Below are 23,284 nucleotides of genomic sequence, written 5' to 3'. Positions count from 1 at the left end.
GCCGCAGCACCGTGGCGAATGGGAATTGGGACCAAACGAGCGTAACCCGCACAACTAACCAGCGCACGCCGGAGGCGCCAGCCGGCTCAGGCGGAGCGAGAGAAGTCTCGGCGGGCGGTTGAGATGTCGCCGGGCCGGCCTGGGCCGGCTTTAACTGAAGTGACCCCGCGGGTCCCGACACTTCGGTCTTATGCTGCGAGGTCCAGTCGTTGGTGGCAGCGGACCCTCGCTTGGTATGGCGTGATGTAGCCGTTCGTCGAGTGGATCCGCTCCCGGTTGTAATGTTCCCCGATCCACCGGAACACGTCCTGCCGAGCCTGTGCCCGGGGTGGTTCACAGACCGTCGTGCCGATCTCTGTCCACCTGCATGCGCCATCCGGATGGCGTCCGCGACGAGTTCTGTGCGCATATGGTTGGCCATCGACCAGCCCACGACTTCCCGTGTGCGCAGATCGATCACGGTCGCCGGTTACAGCCAGCCCTCGGCCGTCGGCAAGCAGGTGATGTCTCCGGCGAATTTCAGGCCGGGCATCGGTGCGGGTGAAGACCCGCTGAAGACTACGCACCCACCGTCGGCGCGATGCGTGCAGCCGCCGCGAGCCTGAACCACGCCCAGCCCGTCGACCCGGTCAAGGCCGCGCGCGCCATTGTCGAGATGGCCGTCGCCCCCGAGCCCCCCTGCGCCTCCCGCTCGGAGCCGACACCCTGCAAGCCTTCGACACCAAGCTGGACAACTTCCGCAAGGAGATGGACGCCTGGCGGCACGTCGCCCTCTCCACCGATCACGACTAGGACACACCGCTGAATCCGCCTTCTTCGGCACCACGGTCCGAGGCCCCTCAGGAGCTTCGGTCGCGCTCCGATCACCCATGACCGGAAGGACGTTCCCGTGACCGCACAGCAGCCGTCCGCCATAGCACGCCATTACCGGCAAGGCGACCTGCGCCGGAAGATCGACGAAGCGCTCGACCGCCTCTACCCGGGGCATACGACGCTCACCACCGACGACCTTCATGGCGTGGACGAGTTCCACACCGGCGGCCATGCGGCGACGCGAGAGCTGGCCGAACACCTGGAGCTGAGAGCGGGGCTGCGTGTCCTTGACGTGGGAAGCGGCCTGGGCGGTCCGGCCCGCCATCTGGCCCAGCACGCAGGCGCCGATGTCACCGGCGTGGACCTGACCGAAGAGTACGTCGACATCGCGCGCTGGCTCACCGATCGCGTGGGTCTCGCCGACCGGGCCCGCTTCCAGCAGGGGGACGTGACCGCACTGCCTTTTCCCAGGCGAGCTTCGACCGGGCCTGGATGCTGCACGTGGGCATGAACATCGAGGACAAAGCGCACCTGTTCACCGAGATCAGCCGCGTCCTGACCGACAACGGCCTCTTCATCGTGTACGACGTCATGCTCCTCGGCGATCCAACCCTCGTCAGCTACCCACTGCCGTGGGCCTCGGAGCCCGAACACAGCTTCCTGGCCCGCCCCCAGGAATACCGGTCGCTGCTGCGCAAGACCGGGTTCGACATCGTCGCCGAGCACGATCACCGCTCGCAAGCCGTCCAGTCGCTTCGTGACGCGGGCGACGCGCACCACCGGAACAGCACGCCGCACAACCTTGCGGGCGGGGACCTGCTGCACAGCGAGGTCGTCGCGCAGCCGCAGGAAGCGAACAGGATGACGGTACCGGGCCTCGTCGACGGCGGTGTCGGCCTGGAACTCTGCCACCAGGTCCGGGCGGACGGGGTGGTACTCCAGTTCGCCGCGGGTGCCCCAGCTGGCGCTGAACCGGCGCCCGTGCCAGGGATGGTCGGGGTCGGCCGGATGCAGTCGCTGTGCGAGGTCACGCCGTTGGGCGGTAAGCAGGGGGATGGTGCGGGCGATCAGCCGCAGGTTGCCGACGGCGTCGTAGCGGGCCAGCAGCAGGGTGGTCTGAGCGGCAAGCGCCCCCGTGACCCCGCCGACCAGTGCTTCGGCGGTGGTACGGGAGCGGACCTTGATCCAGGCCCGTTTGCCGGGCAGGTAGCGCTGCTCGCTGCCCTTGATGACGACGCCCTCGATGCCCACGGTGCCGGGTCCAGCCAGTCCAGCGCGGGCTGCCGATCCGTCGTCGCACAGGGTGAAGGGGGCGGTGTTGGGGCTCCTTGAAAATAATCCCCAGCCCTGCTCTTCGTCCTCACTTGGTTGTGGGCTTTGACCAGGGGCGGGCCCGTCTGATAGCCGCCAGATTACGAGGGGCGTCGCGGACTGTCAGGGGTGGTCTTAAGGCCATCGCGGGGCGACGCTCGAAGAGTGCCTTGACCGGCCGTGGCGCTCCCGCACCCTCCGGAGGCCGGGCGGACCCGCTTCTGTGACTGAGCGCTCTGGTTGCCCGACTGGTCAACCAGAGCGCCCAACGGAAGTGCTGGCCGGCGCGGTCGCCGGAGGCGGGGTACCACCCCGGCGTCCGGTCAGTGGGTGGCGAGGAACTCGAGCGTGTCGATCACGCGATTCGAGAAGCCCCACTCGTTGTCGTACCACGCGACCACCTTGACGTGGCGGCCGTCGACGCGGGTGAGGGCCGAGTCAAAGATCGACGATGCGGGATTGCCCGTGATGTCGGACGACACGAGCGGGTCCTCCGAGTACTCGAGGATGCCGGCGAGCGGCCCCTCCGCTGCGGCGCGGTACGCCGCCAGCACGTCGCCGCGCGTCACGTCGCGGGCGACGGTCGTGTTGAGTTCGACGATCGAGCCCACCGGCACCGGTACGCGGATCGAGTCGCCCGACAGCTTGCCGTCGAGGTTCGGCAGCACCAGGCCGATCGCCTTGGCGGCGCCGGTCGTGGTCGGCACGATGTTGACGCCGGCGGCCCGGGCGCGACGGGCGTCGCGGTGCGGACCGTCCTGCAGGTTCTGCTCCTGCGTGTAGGCGTGCACCGTCGTCATGAACCCGTGCTCGATACCGGCGAGTTCGTCGAGGACCGCAGCCAGCGGCGCGAGCGCGTTGGTGGTGCAAGAGGCGTTCGAGACGATCGTGTGCACGGCCGGGTCGTAGGCGTCGGTGTTGACCCCGAACGCGAGCGTGACGTCGGCGCCGTCCGACGGCGCGCTGACGAGTACCTTCTTCGCGCCCGCGTCGAGGTGGGCGCGGGCGGCCTTCGCCGAGGTGAAGCGGCCGGTGGCTTCCAGGACGATGTCGACGCCGAGTTCGGCCCACGGCAGCTGCGCCGGTTCGCGCTCGGCCATCACCGTGATCCGACGGCCGTCAACGCCGAGGGCGTCCCCGTCGACGGTCACCGGGCGCCCGAGCCGGCCGGCCGTGCTGTCGTAGGCGAGCAGCCGGGCGAGAGTGGCGGGCTCCGTCAGATCGTTGACGGCGACGATCTCGAGGGCGCTGTCGCGTTCGAGCAATGCGCGCAGCACATTGCGTCCGATGCGGCCGAATCCGTTGATGGCGATGCGAGTCATGAGTGATGTCCCTTCCCTTCGCCACCATGCTCGTCCGCGGCTAGCGCCGCTGACAGTGGCGGTATCGCCACGGTTCAAAAGGATCCCGCCACGCGGTGCCGGGCGTGTTACTCGCCCCGGGTGAAGGTGCGCCGGTACTCGCTCGGTGTGGTGCCGAGGATGCGCTGGAAGTGCAGGCGCAGGTTCGCGCCGGTGCCGAGCCCGACGTCGGCGGCGATCTGTTCGACGCTGCGCTGCGAGCGCTCGAGCAGTTCGCGGGCCAGGTCGATGCGGGCGCGCATCACCCACTGCATTGGCGTGTAGCCAGTCTCCTCAACGAAGCGCCGGGAGAACGTGCGCGGCGAGACCCCCGCCTGCCGCGCCAGTATGTCGAGGGTGAGGGGCTCGCCGAGCCGGTGCAGCGCCCACTCGCGGGTGGCGGCGAACCGCTCGCCGAGCGGCTCAGGGACGCTGCGCGGCACGTACTGGGCCTGGCCGCCGCTGCGGTAGGGGGCCGCAACCAGACGCCGGGCCGCGTGGTTGGACGCGGCCACTCCGAGGTCGCCGCGCAGGATGTGCAGGCACAGGTCGATGCCGGAGGCGGCGCCGGCCGAGGTGAGCACGCTGCCCTCATCGACGAACAGCACGTTCTCGTCGACCTGGACGAGCGGGTGCCTGGCCACGAGTGCCCGCGTGTAGTGCCAGTGCGTCGTGGCGCGCTTGCCGTCGAGCAGGCCCGTGGCGGCGAGCGCGAAGGCGCCCGTCGAGATGGCGGCGAGCCGCGCGCCCCGGTCGTGGGCGGCGATCAGTGCGTCGACGACGGCCTGCGGCGGGTCGTCGCGGTCCGGGAACCGGCAGCCGGGGACGAAGACGATGTCGGCCCACGCAAGGGCGTCGAGGCCGTGGTCGACGTAGTACGCGAGGCCATCGCCGCCGGTCACGAGACCGGGTGTCGCCCCGCACACCCGCACCTCGTACGGCATGCTCGCGCGGGTCGTGAAAACCTGCGCGGGAATTCCGACATCGAGCGGCTTCGCACCCTCGAGCACAAGGACGGCGACGCGATGCTGGCGGAAGGCTGGCACAGGAAGAGGTTACGTGGCGCGTGACTTCGATACGCCCTCTGCGCGGACCGGACAGACGACACACCGCCCGGGCTGTCTTCCACGTTGCAGTCCACCGCCCGTCCCACCCTTCGCCCGCCTCCAGCCGATCTGAGACCAACCCCGCGCTCAAGAGGAACCTCTACCCCCCCACGCTCTCCAGGACCCCATCAGCCCCGGCGGGCTTAATGTCACTCGAGGTCACCTGGTGGGCGGCTGCTCGTCTCGCGGAGGGCCGTCTCGTGGACTTCAGGGCGGGCCGTCGGGCGGGTCTTGCGAGGCCGGAAGCGCTCGTCCCAGGCGTGCGAGCGGGGACAAAGCCATCACCACTGGCGACAGCATCATGCCTGCGGCCGTAACCAGGAGGCTGGTGCGCAACGCCCACTCCTGCGCGAGAAATCCGCCGAGCAGAGAACCGAGCGGGGTCATCCCCATGCCGACAAACGTGATCGTCGCGGCCGCGCGGCCCTGCATCCCGTCCGAAGTGACGGCCTGCCGGACGGCCATGACCGTGACACTCACCAACTGGCCGCCGGTCCCGAACACGAAGCCGACCGCAAGGAGCGCGGCAACCGTCACCGCAGAGGCGCCGTGCAGCGCGGGCACGCACAGGAACACGCCGTCGCCGAGTGCCGCCGCATACACGAGCACAGCGCCATAACCGAACCGGCTCGGCAGGCGGGCGGCCAGCAGCGAGCCCAGGAGCGCACCCGGTCCCGCCGCCGCGAGCGCCAGCCCAACGACGGTGCCCGACAGGTGCAGTTCCCGCGGCAGGAAGAGCAGATAGACGGTCATCATGGCCGCGAAGGAGAACTGGAAGGCCGCCGAGGCCAGGCACACAGTGCGAAGCGCGGTATCGCCGACAACGAAACGGAGGCCCTCGTGGATCCGCCGCCATACCCGAGGGAGACGTTCCGAGCGCTCCGGGATCGATTCGCGGCGGTGGATCTGTCGGATCGACAGGAACGACAGCGCGAAAAACAAGGCGCTGGAGGCGGCCGCGATCGGCGCGGACAGCTGGGACACCAACGTACCGCCGAGGGCTGGACCGCCGATCTGGGCCGCGGACCGGCTGCCCTCGAGCGCGCTGTTGCCCCGCACCAGCTGATCACGTTTGACCAGTCGTACGAGAGAGGCTTGGTATGCCACGTCGAAGAACACGGACAGGACCCCGACGACGAAGGCGACCACCAAGAGCGCGGGCAGGCCGAGCCATCCGAGGAGGCCGGCCACGGCGGCGGCGCCCAGTGCCAGGGTCCGGCCGGCGTCCGTCAGCACCATCACCGTGCGGGTCCGCCATCCGTCTACCCACGCGCCGACGAAGAGGGAGAGCAAGAGGATCGGTGCCTGCCCCACCGCGCGGAGGATGCCCAGCTGGCCGGCACTGGCGTTGAGTGTCAGAACGGCGAAGAGCGGCAGAACCACCAGACTTGCTTGTTCGCCGAGTTGAGAGGCCGTCTGGCCCACCCAGAGTCTGCGAAAGTCGCGGTCCCGCCACAGGCTTGGGGGGACAGGCTGACCGGAATCGAATACGGCGGAGGAAGCGGACGGCACGGAGATCCCCTGGGTTGCAGAAGACGAGGCCCGCCACCCGGCGCACGACAGGGGCGCCGGCGGTTCGGGCGGGGGAAGGCTCGCTGTGCCGCAACATCAAGGGCAGCACACGATGACAGGCCGATCACGGCCTACGACGTCAACGCGTGCTCGGACGACCGGGCATGTCTTAGCTCCTCGTGGGTCACTCGCTGCCCGAACACTAGCCCTCCGTGGCCCGGTGCGAAAGCGGGTTCGCCCGCCCCTCGCGCCAACCAAGCAGGCTGAGACGCTAGTTCGGAGAAGGGCGAGTGTGCGCAAAGGACGGCAGACCACGACCGCACGAGCGGCAGACTGGCTCCATCACGACACAGGATGCCAAGGCCGGCCTTCACTTCTATCTGCAGTGCGCGCGATGCCTTGCTGTGGAAGCTCGAAGGGCTCTCGGAGTACTGGTAGCCGAGAGCGTCCGCGACGACGGGGGGCTCCGGGCGTCGTGATTGCCAGGCCCGCCAGGTCACTCGGCATCACCGTCCCGGGCCTGTGCCGGCAGCTGGGCCACGACGTCGGTTGTGCCGTCCTCGGTCTGCCGGGCCGGGTCGTCCAAGACCTGGGTGGTGGTCCCGTCGAGGATCTGCCGGGTGAGCCGTTCCATCAGCTCGGGATCGGTGCCGCTGCCGGGGCCGGTGATCCGGGCGCGGACCGGTCTGCGGGGTCCGACGATATGCGTTTCGGCCTGGGTGTCGACTTCGGCGAGCGCCCGGTAGACGGAGGCGACCGAGGGGTGCTCTCCGGCCTTCTTGCCGGTCTTGATGGTCAGCTTCCCGGCGATCTCGGGGGCGGGAACGCCTCGGTCCTTGAGCGCGCGGGCCAGCAGGAGGGAGTCGTCGTCGATAGCCTTCGGCCGTCCGCCGTGGTTGCCTTTGGCCGCAGCGGTGGCCTGGCCCTCCAGGGTCTTCTCCCGGATGTAGTTGCGCTCGATCTGTGCGACGGCGGCCAGGACGGCGAAGAACATGGCACCCATGCCGCCCGGGTCGCCGTCCTCGGGGACGGGCCGCGCTCGGTGCCTCCGAGCGGGAACGGCGACCCGGCGGCATCGCCGGTCTCGGTGCCTGGCAAGGCGAACACCTCGTCGGGTACGGCCGCCACCAGTTCGCCTGCCAGCACCGGGATCCGCGGATCGTCCGTCTGGGCTTCGGCGAGCGCGTCGAGGCGTTCGTACAGCGCGAGCAGCGCCGGGTCGGCAGCCAACGGTCCGAGCACTGCGTACAGTTCCCGGCCGCCGAAGCCCGAGGCGTCGAGCAGTGTCAGGTGCTCCAGGTCCTTCGCGGCGGCAGGCGAGGCGGTGTGCGGTGTCTTCGCAAGGAGGCGGCGAGCGCAGGGGACAGCGCTTCGGTCTGCCCAGGATCGGCGGCCAGCAGCACCGCAAGCCGCCGCCGGCGCTCCCCGATCTCGGCCTCCTGCCGGGCGAGGTCAACGTCCAACTCCTCCAGTACGTCGGCCAGATCGCGCCCCGCGTCGTGCGCGAGGACGTCCCGCACCTCGTCGAGGCTGAGTCCGATCTCGGTCAGCCGGCGTACGCGGGCCAGCAGAACGGCGTCGCGGACACTGTAGGCCCGGTATCCGTTGGGGCGCCGCTCCGGTTCCGGGAGCAGCCCGACATGGTGGTAGTGCCGGATCGCCCGGGTCGTGACCCCAACGAGCGCGGCGATCTCTCCGATCCGCATGACCTCAGTGGAAACCCTGCCGTCGCGTCAAGGTCAAGCGGCGGATGCGTGGCCGCTCAGACACCCGACACCCGCCGTACCGCCTCCATCGCGGAGATCGGGTCGAGGTCGAACCCGCGGTACGTCTTGTCGAGCCGTCGCGATCACTCAGCTCGGCCTCGCCCACGAGCTACAGGACCGGGCACGACACCCCGATGTCGACGACCGCCTCTCCTGGTCTATGCCACCGTCACACCGGCCGCGACCCCGTCCATGAAGAGCAGCCTCGCCGCCGGTATCGGCCCGTTGAGCCCCACCGATCCACCACTCTCCGTGGCTCGCGTCAGATGCGAGAAACCCGCACCCTATGCGAATCGCCAGAGAACCCCCAGGTCAGCCCCCTGCACAAGTGGCAGCAGGCCCCGGAACAGGTGAGGGCGTCGCGCCCTCGGTGGGCACCATGGCCGCCACGAATCGGGTTCTTCGCCGCGCACCGCCACGCGGCGAGGGCCATCTCGCCCAGCAGTCGCAGCCTGACGCCGTCCCGACTGTCGATGGCGAGCTTGCTCTCAAGGAGCCAGGCGGCGCTGGAAATCCCAAGTCGCTGGCGTCGCACCGTCGGTCGCACCGCTGTTGACCGTGGTTGTCGGCGTCTACGGGCACGGATGGGTCACGGCCATGACCGGGTCGGCAGGCGACACTCGGACGGGCGTCCGGAAGTACGGTAGATGCGGGTCCGGTGATGCGCGCGTGGAAAATGTTGTGTGCGCGATCCGTGGCGGCGGCCATGGGGCCGAGGCAGGTGCACTCGGCATTCCGCACACATGAGAGCATGCGAGCCGTCGTCCGCCATGTCAGCCGGACAAAAGGAATGTCTCGGCGTCCAAATCGCGGCCCAGTCGGCATGGGTGGAGCTGTAGTTCGCCGTGGGGCCCGTCGGGTTGGACGGCGTATCGAGGCCGAGTGTGGTGCAGGTCACGGGAAGTCGGTGTGGGGTGCCGGACAGTTCATTGAGGTGAGCACTCATATGCGAACCCGGGTACGGGCCGGGGAATCGAGCGCGTTCGCCGAGCTCTTCGACAGCTACGCCCGCGCGGTCTACAACCATGCCTTCCGGCTGACCGCCGACTGGTCGACGCCCGCTTCACCGTACCCGCCCCGGCCACCGGGCAGACCTGCGAGGTCGACATCCTCAAGGAGATCTTCTGGCGCCCCATCGCCCAGAGCCCCTACGGGCCCGTCCTCGCCCAACAGGACGTCATCGGGACCAAGGTCCGCGCCGCTAAACATCGGCACGTGCCGCACCACCGCCGCAGTGACGCAGCTGTCATGTCGTCCGGGCCGTCGGGGAACGTAGCGTGGTCCCCAGAACGTGGATGGACACGACAGTGGACGCCAGGGGGCGTGATGTGTTGGAGTGCGACGGCCGATCTCGTGGCGGGCACCGGTGTCGCGGCCGTCGGGGTGGCCTGTGTGGCACGGGTGCACAGCAGCCGGGATCTCCCGCTCGCCGCACTGCCGTTGCTGCTGGGGGCCCACCAGATCGTCGAGTCGGTGGTCTGGGACTCGGGTGGCGGCAACGGAGTGGCCACCGTCGTCTGGGCCGTCATCGCGCTGCCGCTGCTGGCGGTATGGGTGCCGGTGGGAGTGATGTGTGCCGCCCCACGGCACGCCCGGCGCCGACTGATCCTTCCCCTCGCTGCCGGGGCCGCCACGGGCGCGGTGCTCGCCTACAGCGTTGCCACCGGCCCGGTGACGGCCGAGATCCGCGGTCACACGGTCGGCTATATCCTCGACCTTGCCCATACACCTCTGCTCGTCACGGGCTATCTCCTGGCCACCGTGGGCTCATTGCTGCTGTCCGGTGCCCGACGGCTGCTGGTGCTTGGCGTCCTGGTCGCCGCCGGCGCGTTGGTCTGCTGGGCACTGTGGCGGCTGGAATTCGTCTCGACCTGGTGCGCGCTCGCGGCGATCTGTTCAGTGATGCTGTTCCGTTGGGTGCGCGCACACCCGACCCCTCCGCGGATGCGACGTGGACCGGCCGCCAATCACTGACACCGCAGATGCGCCAGCCAGACCGCCGCGGTTCAGCGGTGATCCCAAAAACGGGCCGGCACCACCGCTGCGGGGCGGACAGTCGTCTGCCGCCCCGGCCGGGGCGGGCGGACCGCCTCTGCAGCTCAACTCCCCGTGCAAGCAGGACACGGGCGGGCCGACTCCGTCGGAGATCCGGCGTGCTCCGCCGGCAGAGCATGGGCCCGCGCGACTTCATCACTGTCGCCGGCGTTGGCCGACAATCGTCCACAAAGCTTGTCGCCAACTCGGTGAGCATCAGGTTTCGCGGGAATGTTCGCGCATTGGTCACTTTGGCGTGGCCGGAGAAGAGCCGGCCGTCCCCGGCTGGGCGCGTACCAGGCGCGTGAGTTCCATCCGGGAGGCCAGAGAAAGCTTGGTGAAGATGGATCTCAGGTGGGTGGCGACGGTGCTGGGTGACAGCGTCAGCGTCTCAGCTGCTGACCGGTTTGTGTGTCCTTCGGCGACGAGGAGGGCGACTCGGCGCTCGGTCCTGGTGAGGGCGTCCCATTCCGTGGCGGGCCTCGACGTGCTGCGGACCCAAGGACCGGGCGGACCTCGGCGCCGGCCAAGGCCGTCCGGATTCTGCGGGTTCCGGCGGTGGCTCCGAGTCGTTGGTAGGTCTCGCCCGCGCGGCGCAGGCTGGCGACGGCCTTGTCGCGGGCTCCGGCTCGCAGCAGCGCCACGCCGTTGTCGGTCAGGGCATCGGCGTACAGCAGAGGACAAGGGGCGGGCCAAAGCCCTCGCCTGGGACTGGCTGCACCCCCGTCTGACCGCCCGCGGACCCGGGCTCGACCACTGCCGTGAACTCCCTTTGATCCACGGCACGTTGATCCGTCTGACGGTCGAGCACCTGCCCGGCGAATGCGACCCGAAGCCGGTGTGGCTGTGGTCCTCGCGCACCGGCATGACCAGCACCGACGTCGATGTGCGCTGGCAGGCATTCCTCCGCAGATTCGATCTTGAACACACCTTCCGGCTGTTCAAGCAGACCCTGGGCTGGACCGTGCCGAAGGTCCGCGACCCCGCGACCGCCGACCTGTGGACCTGGCTGACCATCGCCGCCCACACCCAGCTCCGCCTCGCCCGCCCGCTCGCCGAGGATCTGCGCCGGCCCTGGGAACGGCCCAGCGAGCCCCGTCGGCTCACCCCGGCCCGGGTCCGCCGGGGGTTCCGCCACCTCCGGGCGAAGACCCCACGCGGATAATGACGATCAGCGAAGTGGGCGACGGATGCACAGTCCACACGGATCGGTAGCCGATGACGGCTCGTGTCGATTGGAGAGACGCACAATGCGTATAGGGGTGTACCTCGCGCATCCGCGGCCGGGCAGCTTCAACCACGCTGTGTTCGATGCCGTTGTGGAGGAGCTGCGCGTGCGAGGGTGCCAGGTATTCGCGCATGACCTCTACGCTGAAGGATTCCCACCGCTGCTGTCGGCCGTTGAGACGGGGACGGTCCAGTCAGCGCCGAACGGCCACGACTCGCAGGTGGCTCTGCACCGGACAGAGGTGGCCACACTTGATGCCATGGTGTTCATCCACCCCAACTGGTGGGGTATGCCACCCGCTCTCCTTACGGGTTGGGTGCAGCGCGTACTCGCGCCCGGCGTCGCGTACAAACTGGGTGCCGCGGAGGGGGAACCCACGGGGCTCCTGAAGGCTGGCAGGGCCCTCGTCCTGAACACCTCCGACACCCCAGCCGACCGTGAAGAGAGCGAGTTCGGCGACCCGCTGCAAAGGATCTGGTCGGCATGCGTCCTGCCGTACGTAGGAGTTGCCGACGTGCGCCGGATCGTCTTCCGCACTGTCACCGACTCGGCCGATGAAGCACGCGCGTCCTGGCTGCACCAGGCACGCCGGCAAGCCGCCGCGCTCTTGGCCTGAACCGTGGCGTACGGGGCGCTGTGCACGTTCGTGTGTACCGGGCTGGGAACTTTTTCGTGAACGCCGACACCAGTACTGCCTGCTGGAAGCAGCCCAGAGCACGTCGTCCCTTGCGGGTCCTGGCCGCGATCCGGTGGTCGTGCAGCAGCCGGGCCACGTGCTCGGCGGTGGACCGCTTCACATCAAGCACGGCTGTATATGTGACACTGATCGACACGTGATGCCCCTCGATCGGATCTTTCTGTCGCAAGATCGTTCCTACCAGGGGCCTTACGCCTGCCCGGACTTGGGGATCCGGGAGCGTCGCGATCCTGGCCGCGTACGTGCTCAGCGGGCCGTGGTGCCTACTCGGGACCCAGGCGTCGAGCTACTGCTGTGACCGCGAAGGTTCACCGGGGTTGGGAACGCGGCCTTCTCGTCGGAGTGGATCTCGCTGTAGGCGAGCCGGCTGTGGTCATCGATGGCGGAGTGGATGTAGTCGAAGCCCATGCCGCTGCGGGTGGCGCGGCCGGCTTGGCGGCCGAGGATCTTGTGCCCGCCGCCGTCGGGGATACGGCCGGGCTTCTTCACGTCGACGTGGACGAGCTCGCCGGGCCGCTCGTGTTCGTAGCGGCGGATGACCTGACCGGTGGGCCGGTCCAGGAAGGCAAGGCGGTTCAGGCCGTGCCGGGTGAGGATGCGGTGCACGGTCGAGGCGGGCAGAGCCAGGATTGGGCCGATGCGGGCGGGGCCCAGTTTGCGGGTGCGGCGCTGGTCGCACACACGTGTCTCCACGACGGGAGCGGTGCGGTGAGGTGTCCTGCGCGGTCGGCTGGAGCGGTCGTGCAGCCCTGCCTCGCCCTCCGTCCGCCAGCGGCGCACCCACTTGTGCGCCGTGGTCCGGGAGACGCCCATCTCGGCCGCGACATGCGCGACGGGGCGGCCGGCTCGGACACGTTCAACCCGTATCCGCCTGCCGTGAACGGTCAGCCGGGCATTACGGTGGGACACGAAGACCTCCGCGCGGTGCAGTCCTAGACAGCTCCACCACACCGGAGGTCTTCGCCGTGATCAAGCCCCGGCAAGTGTCAACAACGCTCGTGATCAATACACCTAGCGCGCCACGCGGTAGCGGAGGTAGACGACTCTCGAGCTGAAGGTGCGGGTCTCGACGAGTTCGAGATCCACCCGGCGCTCGCGCTGGGGAAAGAACGGAATGCCACCGCCAACCAGCACCGGGTAGACCCTGGCCCGGTACTCGTCGATCAGACCCAACGCGGCCGCCTCGGCGGCGAGAGTCGCGCCGCCGATCGCGATGTCGCCCTCCCCCGGCTCGGCCCGCAACCGCTCGATCTCCTCCGCCAGGCCGCCGGAGGCCAGGCGGGCATTGCCCTGCACCGCCGACAGCGTGGTGGAGAGCACCACCTTTGGGAGCGGCTTCCAGATCGCGGCCCACTCGAGCATTGAGTCGTCGAGCGATGGATCCTGGTCGGCGGTCTCCCAGTACAGCATCGTCTCGTACAACCGTCGTCCCAACAGGTGGACGCCGACCTCTCGAATCTCGTCGATCGAGAAGCGAAAGACCTCCTCGTCGGGCGCCGTCCAGTCGAAGCCGCCGTCCGGCCCGACGATGTAGCCGTCAAGTGAGACGGCCATCGAATAGGTCACGCTGCGCATCAGAAGTCTTCCTCGGTAACGAGTTCGACAGTACGACCGCCGGACGCCGCAGAACTCATCGCGGCTCGCGGGCGCTGCCAGCGGCGGAACGGAACGTGGACCGTCTGCCAGTGCCCATAGCAGGGCGGGAGGTCCCGCCACGGAGCCCCGGTCCGCACTCGCCACCGGATTCCGTCGATCAGCATCCGCTTCGACCTGGACGGCCTGCCCGTCGTCGCTGCGGCCGGCAGCAGCGGCTCCAGCACGGCCCATTGATCATCTGACAGATCTCCCCGCCCCACGCGAAGATCATCACGAAGGGCGGCGATCTTTCAAAACACGGCCTAGGCGCGGCCTAGGCGGTCACTGGCCGGGGCGGCCCGGGCGGGGCATCCGTCTGCGAGAGCTTCAGCCGCTGACCTGGCGTTTCCCTGATCCGGGCCGGGCCCGTCCGGTCGGAAGGTCATGACGGTCGGTTGGGCTGAGCGCGTAACGGCCGGCCCAGGCGGCGAGCACGGTTGCTACGTACTCCGCGTCGGCCGGGTTGGCAAGCAGGTGGTTGGCTCCGTCGAGGGTGATGAAGGATTTGAGGTGGCGGGCGGTGTCGAAGATGCGTCGCGCGTTGTCGACGCCCACCAGTTCGTCCGCCGGCGAGTGGAGTACCAGCAGCGCGGCTTGGAGATGCGCGATGCGGTTGGCCTGTGGCTGGGCAGCGATGTCGTCGAGGAATTGTCGTTGGATGCGAAACGTGCGTCCGGCCAGGGAGACCTCGGCCTGGCCGAGTCGCTCGATCTCGCCCCGGTTGTTTCCGAGCAGGTGCAGCACGTGGTCGGGGCTGAAGGGTGCAGCGATCGTCGCCACCGCTCGTGCCTCGGGTATGCAGTGTCGTGCGGCGAGAACGGCAGCACTGCCGAGGAAGTGTCCGATGAGGAGGGATGGTGCCTCGAAGTTGGCACGCAGGTAAGCGGCGGCGAGCGCCAGGTCGTCGACGTTTGAGCTGAAGTGGGTGTTGCCGAAGTCTCCCCCGGAGCCGCCGAGACCGGTGAAGTCGAAACGCATGACTGCGATGCCGTAGGCGGTCAGCGCCCGCGAGATCCGGGTGGCCGCTACCTAGTCCTTGCCGCAGGTGAAGCAGTGCGCGAACAGGCCGTATGCCTGCGGCGTGCCGTCGGGCAGTTCCAGCCGCGCGGCAAGCCATGCACCCTGCGATCCGCTGAACTCGACCTTCTCGCTCCGCATCGGTGTATCCCTTAGCTGTTTGAGGCTGGGTGATGGCGCCGGTAGTGGCGGGCGACGCGCATGCGGTTGCCACACGTCGGCGAGCACCATTCCCGGCGCGCGTGGTTCTTGACGAAGAAGAGCAGGCAGTTGGGTGCCAGGCAAGGGCGCAGGCGATCGCAGTCGGGTCCGGTGAAGAGCTCGACGGCCTGGTGCGCGATGAGCTGAACGGCTAGGTCCGCGGGCGTCCCAGGGCTCCGATAGGCACGTGATGGGTGCCCGTCTGCGGGCCAGACGAGCTCGGGCCAGGCATGCGCGAGGGCGTTCAGCCTCGTGATCGCCTCCGGTCGCGTCAGTTCCGGCGCGGTGGCGGGCGGGCGCGGATCCTCGGTCGCTTCTGCGGCCAGGTGTCGCAGTGCGTCACGCAGCGCACGCAGTGCTTCGGCGACCGGGCGCACCGCGTCCTCGCTCAGATGGTCGGCGTTGATCGCCCTCTCGGTTGCGAGTCGGTGGGCAACGGCGCGCAGCCAGGCTGTGGCATCGGCATCGCTGTCGAGGGCGTCGTGAGTGTGGCCGCGGTCGAGGGTGACGGTGTTCATCAGCTCGACCGGCAGCGGTTCACCCAGCAGCGTCGCGCTCGTGGTCGCAGCTTCGGTGATCATGTCTGCAGGATACCACGAAACTAATGGTTGGAGCCGCTAACATCCATTTATCAGCAACGGATAGCCTCACACTCCTAACGCCAGACGGCCATCTCAGCCATCAGGTTGGGCGCAGAGGCCAGGCCTGCACGCACCACCTCTCGGGCGGTACTTTGCGGCGCAGCGAGGCCGGTGAGATCGGCATTGACGTGCACGAGGGACTCACCCTGGAGCCCAACGGACAGCTGGGCGGTCATCGGCATTCTCGTCTCCGTGTTGCTTCGAGACGGTCAGGGTCGTGGTGCGAGGGGCTCCTCCGAGCCCCGCCGTGGAGCACGCGGGACACCGGCTCGGAGCCTGGGGCAGTCCGATCGGAGCGGCAGCGGCCCCGGTCGAGACAGCGCCGGGTCAGGAGTGGCTGCGCGGCGTGACCAGAGGCCACTCGTTGCCGGTGCCAGCGACGTTGTTGAGGCAATTGGTCAGGGTGTTGAGAGCGAGGTGGCCGACGATCTCGGCGACCTCGACGTCCGTGACCTCCGCTGCCCGGACGTCGGCGAGGACCGTGTCGTCGACGGTGCCGCGGCCGCGGACGATCTCGTCGGACAGGGCTAGCACGGCTACGGTGTGGTCACCGCCCACCCCGCCTCCTGAGCCGGACTTGCTCCGTCACCAAGTCACGGAGGCCTCGATCGACGGCGAACACGCGCTCAGAGCTGGCCGCGCGCAGTGACGGCACATTCCACGAACCCGGATCCCGACACCTCGCTTGGCACCAGCCGGGGGTACGGCCGCGGGCGACCCCGGCAACCGCCGTGCATCTCCACCGGCCGCGTGGCCAAAGCCGCGTGGCGACCGCCACGGTTTACGGCACAGCCCGCTCTACCGGGCCAGACACCTCCTCGTCCACCTGCAGGCAGTCGGCCAGGCAACGGGTACGCGACAGCGCGAATACCCCATAGGTGAGCAGCCCGAATCCGCCCAGCGCTGCCACCAGCCAGATTCCCGTACGAGGTTGCTCCGCATAGACCGTCACTCCTAGCAGCACTCCCGCCACGGCATCGGTCAGCGTAAGGGCGGGCTGGGAGGCAATCAACGGACCGGCCTGCATAGCGGCCCCGAGCACAACCAGCGACACGCCCCCGACGATCGCGAAACTGTAGGTCTGCCACGACCGCAGAAACGCGGTGACACCCTGCTCGGTCAGCGCACCCATCGCCGACTTCATCAGCGCCGCTGTCAGCGCGTTGCCCAGGGCCGCTGCCGCAGCCAGACAAGCTGCCCGCGGCCTGCCCAAAGGCCTCCGCGCACCTGCCAGCACCAACGCCACACCCAACCCGCCGACGATCAGGAGCGTCGGCATCCACCAGATCCCGGGCACGCGCTCACGCCCCCCGGTAGGAGCAAGGGCGAACAAGAACACTGCCAGTCCGACTGCGATACAGGCCACCGAGATCCAGGACCTGCGCGTGCGATGCACGTGGAAGATGGCCCCGCCGATCACCAGAGCCAGCGGCAACTCGAGGATGAAAACCGGCTGGACCACAGCCAGGGAACCAGTGGCCAACGCCAGAGCCTGCAGGACCGCGGACAGGGTGACCCCGAGGATCCCGGCCAGCCAGACAGGGGTCCGCAGGAGATCAAGTATCAGCCCCACGCGTAGCTTCTGCGACGCCGGAACCGTCAGCGCCGCACGCCGCTGCAGCACCGTACCCAGCGCGTTACTGCCGGCCGCGAGCGCGGCGAGCAAGACAGAAAGAGCCATGACCACACCACCTCCCTGTCGTCCGCAGCTGCCAGCCCCGCCAGCCGCCCACCTGACCACAGCACCCGACGACACAATTTCGACGAAACCGGAAGCCGCCCGATCGATTATCGGGGAGATGCCCCCAATCGCACCTGACATCCACGGCGATGATCAAAGGGGCCGCGCACCAACGTGAAGATGATGATGCCGTCGACGAAGCCGTTGGCCTCGGTGCGCTCGCCGACGGTCTGGTTGAGGCTCCAGGTCTCGTTCGGCAGGACGAGGGAGCCGTTGATGAGTTGTGCGGCGCGGCCGATGTTCTTCGTGCGATACGCGGCCGGCTCGAAGTTGACTGTGAAGGAGGACATCTTCTCCTTCAGGCCCAGTCGTGCCGCGTTCTCGCGAGTCACCTTCGGCTGGGTCTTCGTTGTGGCCACCTCGCCGGTGCGGGCGGCCGCGCCCGACTTGGTGAGCAGTGGCAGGACCGCCGTGCTCAACGCCTCGGCCGTGACCTCTTGGCCGGGCTTGCCATCCGTGTCCACCACGACTTTGTCGCCGTCGAGGCGAAACCTGGCGTCTTGGGCGTTGACGGTGATGTCAGCCAGGCGGCCGGCCACTGCGGGAGCGGCGAGCCGGCCCTTGCCATCGAGATTCGGTGTCAACTTGCCGGAGTCGTCCGGCTGCATCTTCAAGTGCTCACCCAGGACGACCCGGCTGATAGTCAGCCTTGCCGCCCGCGGTGAGCGTGACCGGCGCCGACATTGCCGGCTGCGCGAACTCACGCACCGCCCGGCGCGTCTCCGCCGCGGTGATCTTCGGCTTGGTCTCGCTCGTGCGCAGGACTGTGACGGAGTCAGCCTTGCCGCTGAGGAATGCGGTACGCAGGGTGTCGACCGCGGCATCCACGTCCAGGGCATACCCGTCATGTGGGGCGATATCGTTGACCTGGCCATTGCCGAAAGTGACCGCGCCGTCGCGAGCCTTCTCGTTGAGACTTTCACCCAGCTTCTCGAGGGCCGTGCGTGCCTTACCCCCGTCGACACGCGCGGTCGGCCCCGTGTCACCGCCCGAGCGGAAAAGCCCGCCGATCACGGCGAAGGGATCAGTTCGGGAGCCCGCCGCTCGGTCGACGGTCTGCCGAACGTCGAAGGCCAGTCCGGCCTGTCGCGAATCAAACTCGCCCGAGTGGTCAGCCACCCTCACGGTTGGCTTCCGTGAGCCGGCCGCCGACAGATGCTTGTCCAGCTTCAGTGTGGCCTCCGCACGGCTCAGGCCCCCGATGTCCACCCCGTGCACCGTCGTACCCGCGGCAATCTCACCGCCCGCGAGCAGCAGCCCGGCGAGATACAGTCCGCCGGCACCGACGGCCAGTGCACCGCCTGCGAAGGCGAGGGACGGAATCGTGGTTATTCGGCGGCGCATGGAACTCCCCGGAGGCAAACAGGAGGTCGGCACATCTGACGAGACAGCGGCGTGCAATCGAAGCTCGTCGAATCATTCGTAACGGGCCGACAAGTACATACGTTCCGGCCCAGACCCTGCATGCAAGAGCACACGCCGATTCCACCGCCAACCCTCGATGCAGCACAGGGCGACCACCCCTACATGCCCTGGGACGCGGCCGCATCGTTGGATTGCCCATGTGCGGGCCGCGGGACGTCTTCGTGTGCGTGGGTGAGCCGTACTCGTCGCAGGCGGCGCGGGATGGTTCCCCGGCGCTCGCGGACCAGCTCGCGCCGCCTGTTGCCCGGATGTGAGCGGCTGAGTCGGGGTGACTAGAGGGGCGTGTGGGCCGCCGTTGGCAGGACAGGGCGTGGCGGCCCGCACGGCTGGGGCGTCAGGCGTGCTGGTACGGCCTGACGAGGGGGAATTCGTTGTCGGTGTCGGCGACGATGTTGAAGTAGTTGGTCAGGATGTTGAGGGCCAGGTTCCCGACGACCTCGGCGATCTCAGCGTCGGTGATGCCGGCGGCGCGGGCGGTCTTGAGGGTGGTCTCGTCGATCGTGCCGCGGCCTCGGGCGATGGCGTCGGACAGGGTGAGCAGGGCGGCCGTGTGGGGGTCGACGGACTGGGCGTGGCGGGCACGCTCGATTTCGTCGCCGTCGAGCTTGGCGACGTTCTTGCCCAGGAATGTGTGGGCGGACAGGCAGTAGCTGCAGCGGTTGTACTCGGCAGTGGCCAGGGAGAGGCGCTCCCGGACCGGGCCGGGCAGCACCCCGCCGGCGAGCGCGCCGGACAGGCCCATCCACCCCTTGAGCAGCGCGGGGCTGTTGGCCATCACCTTCGCCATGTTCGGAACCGAGCCAATGCTCTTCTTCAGCTCGGCGAGCAGGGTGGCGGCCTCGCCGGTGGCCTCGGCGGGGTTGATCTGGGGCAGCGCCGACATTGCGATCTCCTTCTGATGATGGAATCTAACCTAACGGCTGAGCTCTCTGCTTACCGTTAGGAGCGTGCCACGCTATTCCTCTACTGTCAAATGGATATCTAGACCTATATCCATTAGGGTGGTGTAGCGCGGAGGCCCGATGACCGAGGCCGCGACCGAGAGCGCGCCGCTGCTGAGCGAACCGCTGCCGGTCGAGCTGATGTGTGAGTACGGACGCCTCCTCAGTCCTTCGCACGGCCGCTCCCAGCGTCGACCGCACAGGTGCAGAAGGGACCACGAAGGATCACGCGTAGGACCGTCGGCGTGGCCGCCGCCCTGCTCAGCGGCCTCGGCACCTTCGGCGCCCCACACCGCTCTAGCTGCCTCGCCCGACAACGAACCGCGACCGCCGCTCTCACCGGCCCAGCCTCCGAGCAACGGCCACGGCTTGGACGGCATTCATCGAAGCGAATAGCCGCTTGGCCCTGCCCGCGACCGGATGCGAAGTGCCGGCCACGACGCCAGGAGAGCTCACGACACTCTGCTTCACACGAATAGGAGTTCTCGTGCCCAAGTCCCGTAAGCGGGTACCCGACAAGCGCAAGATCCGGCAGCCGGCAAGCCAGCCACCCGGCCGCCACGGGGGTGCCGGGAGCCGGCCCACGCCGCAGCCCCCTCAGCCGCGGATCGTACTTCCGCCGCTGGATCAGATACTTCCCCCCGGCATGCGGCCGCCGTCGACCACGCCTGCGTCGACGTTCTCCGTGACGGGTGTCCCGCGGGTGCCGGGACCGGCACCCGCGGTGACAGACGCAAAGGGGTCGTCGCCCATCGGGACGGCACCCGAGCCCACCACGACACAAGCGGCTCCAGCTGCCGAGATTCGGGGCAGCGGGCAGGCGACCTGGAGGCAGGAGGTTGCCGAGCAGGCACCCGGACTGGCAGCGACGTACTGGTTCGAGGCTGAACCGGATACCCGTTCCGGTCCTTACACGGTGGCGGTCACGTTCGCCGGGGTCCGGGATGGTGGCGAGCCCGCAAAGGATGCGCGGGACCGATTCGAGCGCGTGGAAACCGCGGAAGGGATAACCCCGGGCAGCGGCCGTATATCGGTCACCGCGAAGGTGGAGGACATCAACCCGGGAACCTGGCACCTCACCGCGACACCGGTCACCCTGGTGCCTGCCGGGCACAGTGGCACCCCTGAACCAGGACCTCGACTGGAACCGGCGGTGGTGATGGCCTCGACCCGCTTCGCGCCGTTGGTCCGTGGCCCAGGCGTGCGCCCATTCGCCTGGCCGTTGCTGGTTGTTGCTGGTGTGGCGCTCGCCGTTCTCGTGCAGGCGTTGCTCGCCGCCCGGGCCGGCCTGGACACCAGAGCGGCGGTCTCCGCCTCGCTCGCCGGATCCGTGGTGGGTTACTTCACCGCGAAGGCCTACTACATGGTCCAACACCGCCAGCGCCTTCGGCAGTTCGCCCGCTCAGGTACCTGCATCCAGGGCTTCCTGCTGGGGGCCTTCGGCACGGCGCTCGCGGTGGTCGCTGGTGCGGGCATCCCGGTGGGGACGTGGCTGGATGTGGCGGCACCGGGGGCGTTCCTGGCCATGGCCACAGCCCGGCCGGGGTGCTTCCTGGGCGGCTGCTGCGTGGGACGACCCACCACCTCGCGATGGGGACTGTGGTCATCCGACCGGAGGGTCGGGATCCGTCGCGTACCCACCCAACTCATGGAAGCCCTCCTCGCCTTGGCCCTCGGCGCGGCAACGCTCGCCGCGGACCTGACGTGGCACCCGTCCGTCCCAGGCACGCTCTTCGTCTCCGCCATGGCTGCCTACACCTTCGGACGGCAGCTGCTGTTCCCACTGCGTGCGGAAGCCCGCAAGACGAAGACCGGCCGGCCGCTCACCGTGGTCGCCGCGCTCCTTGTGCTTCTGACCGCGCTCACGGCACCCATCCTGGCCTGACACCTGAGAGGCCACGACGTTTCCGGACGGGGACCCAATAGGGTTGTCCTGAACAGGAAACGAGGAAGAAGTGGCGCCACCCAGTGAGGTTTTCTCACTGGAGATCATTTCCAGTGACTGTTGAGGACGAGGGCAGCGCGGGCGGTGTCGCCGATCCAGCTCGGGCTGAGCGTGACGCGCTTGGGCGCGCGCCAGCGTTCCTTGAGCTCGGCTGCGGTCCGCTCGTCCAGCGCCCGCAGGCCTCTGATTAGCGTGTTCGTGGTGCGGGTGTCTGCCTGAAGAGCCTGCTCGGACTGCCCCTTCGGGCGGCGGACCGGGACGTGGATGCCGATGCCCGCGCCGATGTAGCCCTTGTCCGCGAGGGTAGGCAGGCCCTCGGCAGCCGCCTTGTACAACGCGGGCAGTGCATGAATGCGGGCGGCGGTGATGTCTGGCGTCGATCCGGGCTCGACCTCTGAGACCCACAGCGGCGTGCCATCGGGAGCGGCCAGGAACTGCCCGTTCCCACCGAATGCCTTGTGCTTCTGGCTGAACCACAGGTCGTTGCCGTTGTCTCGAACTCCGGCAACCCGGTCGCACGCGATCAGGGTGCCGTCCAGAATCAGGTGCGTCATGTTGGACTCTTGACACTTCTTCAGGACATCGTGAAGGTCAGGGGCCTGGTCTGCGAGGACTTCGATGCCTTCATGTAGGTAGCGATAGCCGGTGGCCTGGGGGACGCCGGCGTCGCGGGCCAGGCAGTGCACGCAGCCGCGTTCACGGAACCAGCGAAGCACGAGCACCGCCTGACGGAACGGCCCAAGTGCCCGGGAGCCGCGTGGGGTGCCGAGTCGTCGGCGGTGCGCGGCGAGCAGGCGGGCAAGGAGCTCAACGATGTGGCGCGGAACGTCGAGCGTGGCAGCATGGGTGACCAACGTGAGCCCTCTGGTTTCGCGGACGATCTTGTGGCGAGAACCGTCCTACCAGGGGCTTCGCGCCTATCCGCCAGCCGGGGACGCTGGTGCGAACGGGACGTGCCTCCCAGATCGCCACCTTATGAAGATCATTGTGCTAGGACGACCTCGCTCGCCGGCATAAAGCGCGAAGCCCGACGCGCGCGGCGGGCATCCACCGGGCACAGGTGCTCCCGAGCGGATGGGCCGAGCGCGAGTAGTGCCGAGGGCACCACGAGCCAGAGCGTGTACTCACCCTGGGCGCCAGTTGCTCTGTCGGATTGGGTCACCACCGCTGGGCATCCATTGCGCGAACAGCCCCTGGCCAGGCATGCTGCCCCGCATCGTCCGTGCGGTAGGGGTGGAATAGCTGTGAACCAGGAAGCCAGCGAGGGCGGAGCGGAATCGTCGGGAATGGTCGGCCGAGTCCGCTATCGGGCTTCGTGGCAGCAGTCCCTGCCACTCGGCCTGATCCTCGGCGCCCTTACGTTGATGCAGTTGTCGGACCCCTTGCTGTGGGAGCACCAACGACCCGGGGTGCCCGGCCTGCCGCTCGGGCCGCGGATCCTCGCTATCGTGCCGCCATTCCTTGTCATGCTCGAACTCTGGTGGCTGAGCCGCTACGTAGGGGTGACCCTGACTCCCGAGGCGGCTGTCGTGCACAACCTGCGCCGCCGGACTATTCCGTGGACCAACGTGTCCGAGGTCGCGGTCGAGTCGTTCTCCGGCGGACGGCGGGTGGTCCTCTATGAGACGGATGGACGCCGCACCCCGCTAAGAATGCCCAGCTCGGGATTCCTGTCCCGCGACCGCCGCTTTGACGACAAGGTTGCGGCCATCCGAAGCTGGTGGCTTGCCAACGGCGGCGTAGCCCCAGGTGAAGACACAGCCAGTGATCTGGGCGCCTGGCGACCTACCAGCGTCCGACTGCCGGACCGACTCGGCATGCGACCTGCGTCGACCCGGTCGGTTCCTACGGCCCTGCTACTCGGCTGGCTCGCGGCTGATGCGGTGATGGCGGGGTTCACCGAGGGCCCCGGCGTCGATCACCCGACGCTC

At 68.6% G+C, this 23,284-nt stretch carries 19 protein-coding genes and 8 pseudogenes; 7 read left to right on the top strand and 20 right to left on the bottom strand.

Annotation, left to right across the window (positions count from 1 at the left end):
- Nucleotides 1–370: 370 nt before the first annotated feature.
- Nucleotides 371–511 (bottom strand): annotated as a pseudogene (locus ACFYXB_RS39180) (DDE-type integrase/transposase/recombinase); the annotation flags it as partial.
- A gap of 378 nt (nt 512–889) precedes the next feature.
- Here ACFYXB_RS39180 and ACFYXB_RS39175 point away from each other — a divergent pair.
- A pseudogene (locus ACFYXB_RS39175) lies at nt 890–2,145 on the top strand (SAM-dependent methyltransferase).
- A gap of 302 nt (nt 2,146–2,447) precedes the next feature.
- Here ACFYXB_RS39175 and gap read toward each other — a convergent pair.
- The 5 genes and pseudogenes from gap to ACFYXB_RS39150 all read right to left on the bottom strand — a co-directional run.
- Nucleotides 2,448–3,446, bottom strand: coding sequence for a type I glyceraldehyde-3-phosphate dehydrogenase (gene gap, locus ACFYXB_RS39170; protein WP_389589750.1), 999 nt, complete (start codon nt 3,444–3,446; stop codon nt 2,448–2,450).
- 107 nt (nt 3,447–3,553) lie between these two features.
- The gene (locus tag ACFYXB_RS39165; protein ID WP_389589749.1) at nt 3,554–4,510 is read right to left on the bottom strand and encodes a GlxA family transcriptional regulator; all 957 of its coding nucleotides are present in this window, start codon (nt 4,508–4,510) and stop codon (nt 3,554–3,556) included.
- A 267-nt stretch (nt 4,511–4,777) separates the two neighbouring features.
- Nucleotides 4,778–6,082, bottom strand: coding sequence for an MFS transporter (locus tag ACFYXB_RS39160; protein WP_389589748.1), 1,305 nt, complete (start codon nt 6,080–6,082; stop codon nt 4,778–4,780).
- Nucleotides 6,083–6,578: 496 nt separating this feature from the next.
- Nucleotides 6,579–7,085, bottom strand: coding sequence for a recombinase family protein (locus ACFYXB_RS39155; protein WP_389589746.1), 507 nt, complete (start codon nt 7,083–7,085; stop codon nt 6,579–6,581).
- 92 nt (nt 7,086–7,177) lie between these two features.
- Nucleotides 7,178–7,788: pseudogene (locus ACFYXB_RS39150) on the bottom strand (MerR family transcriptional regulator); the annotation flags it as partial.
- Between the two features lie 1,006 nt (nt 7,789–8,794).
- Between ACFYXB_RS39150 and ACFYXB_RS39145 the strand changes: the two are divergent.
- Nucleotides 8,795–8,902, top strand: a pseudogene (locus ACFYXB_RS39145) (RNA polymerase subunit sigma); the annotation flags it as partial.
- A 272-nt stretch (nt 8,903–9,174) separates the two neighbouring features.
- Nucleotides 9,175–9,822, top strand: coding sequence for a DUF6629 family protein (locus tag ACFYXB_RS39140; RefSeq protein WP_389589745.1), 648 nt, complete (start codon nt 9,175–9,177; stop codon nt 9,820–9,822).
- A 306-nt stretch (nt 9,823–10,128) separates the two neighbouring features.
- On the opposite strand, the gene ACFYXB_RS39135 is transcribed toward ACFYXB_RS39140, so the two are convergent.
- Complete coding sequence (locus tag ACFYXB_RS39135) at nt 10,129–10,668, bottom strand: LuxR C-terminal-related transcriptional regulator (protein ID WP_389589780.1); 540 nt, start codon at nt 10,666–10,668, stop codon at nt 10,129–10,131.
- On the opposite strand from ACFYXB_RS39135, the pseudogene ACFYXB_RS39130 reads away from it, so the two are divergent.
- Together ACFYXB_RS39130 and ACFYXB_RS39125 are read left to right on the top strand one after the other, a co-directional pair.
- Nucleotides 10,568–11,029, top strand: a pseudogene (locus ACFYXB_RS39130) (transposase); the annotation flags it as partial. The gene ACFYXB_RS39135 and the pseudogene ACFYXB_RS39130 overlap by 101 nt on opposite strands.
- Nucleotides 11,030–11,144: 115 nt before the next feature.
- Nucleotides 11,145–11,726, top strand: coding sequence for an NAD(P)H-dependent oxidoreductase (locus tag ACFYXB_RS39125; RefSeq protein WP_389589744.1), 582 nt, complete (start codon nt 11,145–11,147; stop codon nt 11,724–11,726).
- 67 nt (nt 11,727–11,793) lie between these two features.
- Here the strand turns inward: ACFYXB_RS39125 and ACFYXB_RS39120 are convergent.
- The 12 genes and pseudogenes from ACFYXB_RS39120 to ACFYXB_RS39065 form a co-directional block, all read right to left on the bottom strand.
- Nucleotides 11,794–11,943 (bottom strand): annotated as a pseudogene (locus ACFYXB_RS39120) (IS5/IS1182 family transposase); the annotation flags it as partial.
- A gap of 194 nt (nt 11,944–12,137) precedes the next feature.
- A pseudogene (locus tag ACFYXB_RS39115) lies at nt 12,138–12,716 on the bottom strand (helix-turn-helix domain-containing protein); the annotation flags it as partial.
- Between the two features lie 102 nt (nt 12,717–12,818).
- Nucleotides 12,819–13,382, bottom strand: a complete 564-nt coding sequence (locus ACFYXB_RS39110; RefSeq protein ID WP_389589743.1) for a dihydrofolate reductase family protein — start codon at nt 13,380–13,382, stop codon at nt 12,819–12,821.
- The gene (locus ACFYXB_RS39105; RefSeq protein WP_389589742.1) at nt 13,382–13,663 is read right to left on the bottom strand and encodes a transposase; all 282 of its coding nucleotides are present in this window, start codon (nt 13,661–13,663) and stop codon (nt 13,382–13,384) included. Before ACFYXB_RS39105 ends, ACFYXB_RS39110 begins: the two co-directional genes overlap by 1 nt.
- Before the next feature lie 106 nt (nt 13,664–13,769).
- A complete protein-coding gene (locus ACFYXB_RS39100) occupies nt 13,770–14,444 on the bottom strand; it encodes an alpha/beta hydrolase family protein (RefSeq protein WP_389589779.1) in 675 nt (224 codons plus the stop codon).
- Between the two features lie 27 nt (nt 14,445–14,471).
- Nucleotides 14,472–14,600, bottom strand: coding sequence for a hypothetical protein (locus ACFYXB_RS39095; RefSeq protein ID WP_389589741.1), 129 nt, complete (start codon nt 14,598–14,600; stop codon nt 14,472–14,474).
- 11 nt (nt 14,601–14,611) lie between these two features.
- Nucleotides 14,612–15,241 carry a CGNR zinc finger domain-containing protein gene (locus tag ACFYXB_RS39090; protein WP_389589740.1) on the bottom strand — a complete coding sequence of 210 codons (630 nt, stop codon included), beginning with the start codon at nt 15,239–15,241 and terminating at the stop codon, nt 14,612–14,614.
- 387 nt (nt 15,242–15,628) lie between these two features.
- Entirely contained in the window at nt 15,629–15,859 is a 231-nt protein-coding gene (locus ACFYXB_RS39085; protein ID WP_389589739.1) for a hypothetical protein, read from the bottom strand.
- A 223-nt stretch (nt 15,860–16,082) separates the two neighbouring features.
- Nucleotides 16,083–16,982 carry a DMT family transporter gene (locus tag ACFYXB_RS39080; RefSeq protein ID WP_389589738.1) on the bottom strand — a complete coding sequence of 300 codons (900 nt, stop codon included), beginning with the start codon at nt 16,980–16,982 and terminating at the stop codon, nt 16,083–16,085.
- Between the two features lie 107 nt (nt 16,983–17,089).
- A complete protein-coding gene (locus ACFYXB_RS39075) occupies nt 17,090–17,650 on the bottom strand; it encodes a VanW family protein (RefSeq protein WP_389589777.1) in 561 nt (186 codons plus the stop codon).
- Nucleotides 17,651–17,660: 10 nt separating this feature from the next.
- Nucleotides 17,661–18,386 (bottom strand): peptidoglycan binding domain-containing protein, encoded by a 726-nt coding sequence (locus ACFYXB_RS39070; protein ID WP_389589737.1) that lies wholly within the window; start codon nt 18,384–18,386, stop codon nt 17,661–17,663.
- Nucleotides 18,387–18,801: 415 nt separating this feature from the next.
- Nucleotides 18,802–19,350 (bottom strand): carboxymuconolactone decarboxylase family protein, encoded by a 549-nt coding sequence (locus tag ACFYXB_RS39065; protein WP_389589736.1) that lies wholly within the window; start codon nt 19,348–19,350, stop codon nt 18,802–18,804.
- A gap of 1,046 nt (nt 19,351–20,396) precedes the next feature.
- Between ACFYXB_RS39065 and ACFYXB_RS39060 the strand changes: the two genes are divergently transcribed.
- Entirely contained in the window at nt 20,397–21,293 is an 897-nt protein-coding gene (locus ACFYXB_RS39060; RefSeq protein ID WP_389589735.1) for a prolipoprotein diacylglyceryl transferase family protein, read from the top strand.
- Nucleotides 21,294–21,397: 104 nt separating this feature from the next.
- On the opposite strand, the gene ACFYXB_RS39055 is transcribed toward ACFYXB_RS39060, so the two are convergent.
- Complete coding sequence (locus tag ACFYXB_RS39055; protein WP_389589734.1) at nt 21,398–22,207, bottom strand: transposase family protein; 810 nt, start codon at nt 22,205–22,207, stop codon at nt 21,398–21,400.
- Between the two features lie 390 nt (nt 22,208–22,597).
- On the opposite strand from ACFYXB_RS39055, the pseudogene ACFYXB_RS39050 reads away from it, so the two are divergent.
- A pseudogene (locus ACFYXB_RS39050) lies at nt 22,598–23,284 on the top strand (hypothetical protein); the annotation flags it as partial.

The organism is Streptomyces sp. NPDC002619 (genome assembly GCF_042889305.1).
Lineage (GTDB): Bacteria > Actinomycetota > Actinomycetes > Streptomycetales > Streptomycetaceae > Streptomyces.
Note: the sequence above shows the minus strand (reverse complement) of the source record. Positions and strands in the feature narration are given on the sequence as shown.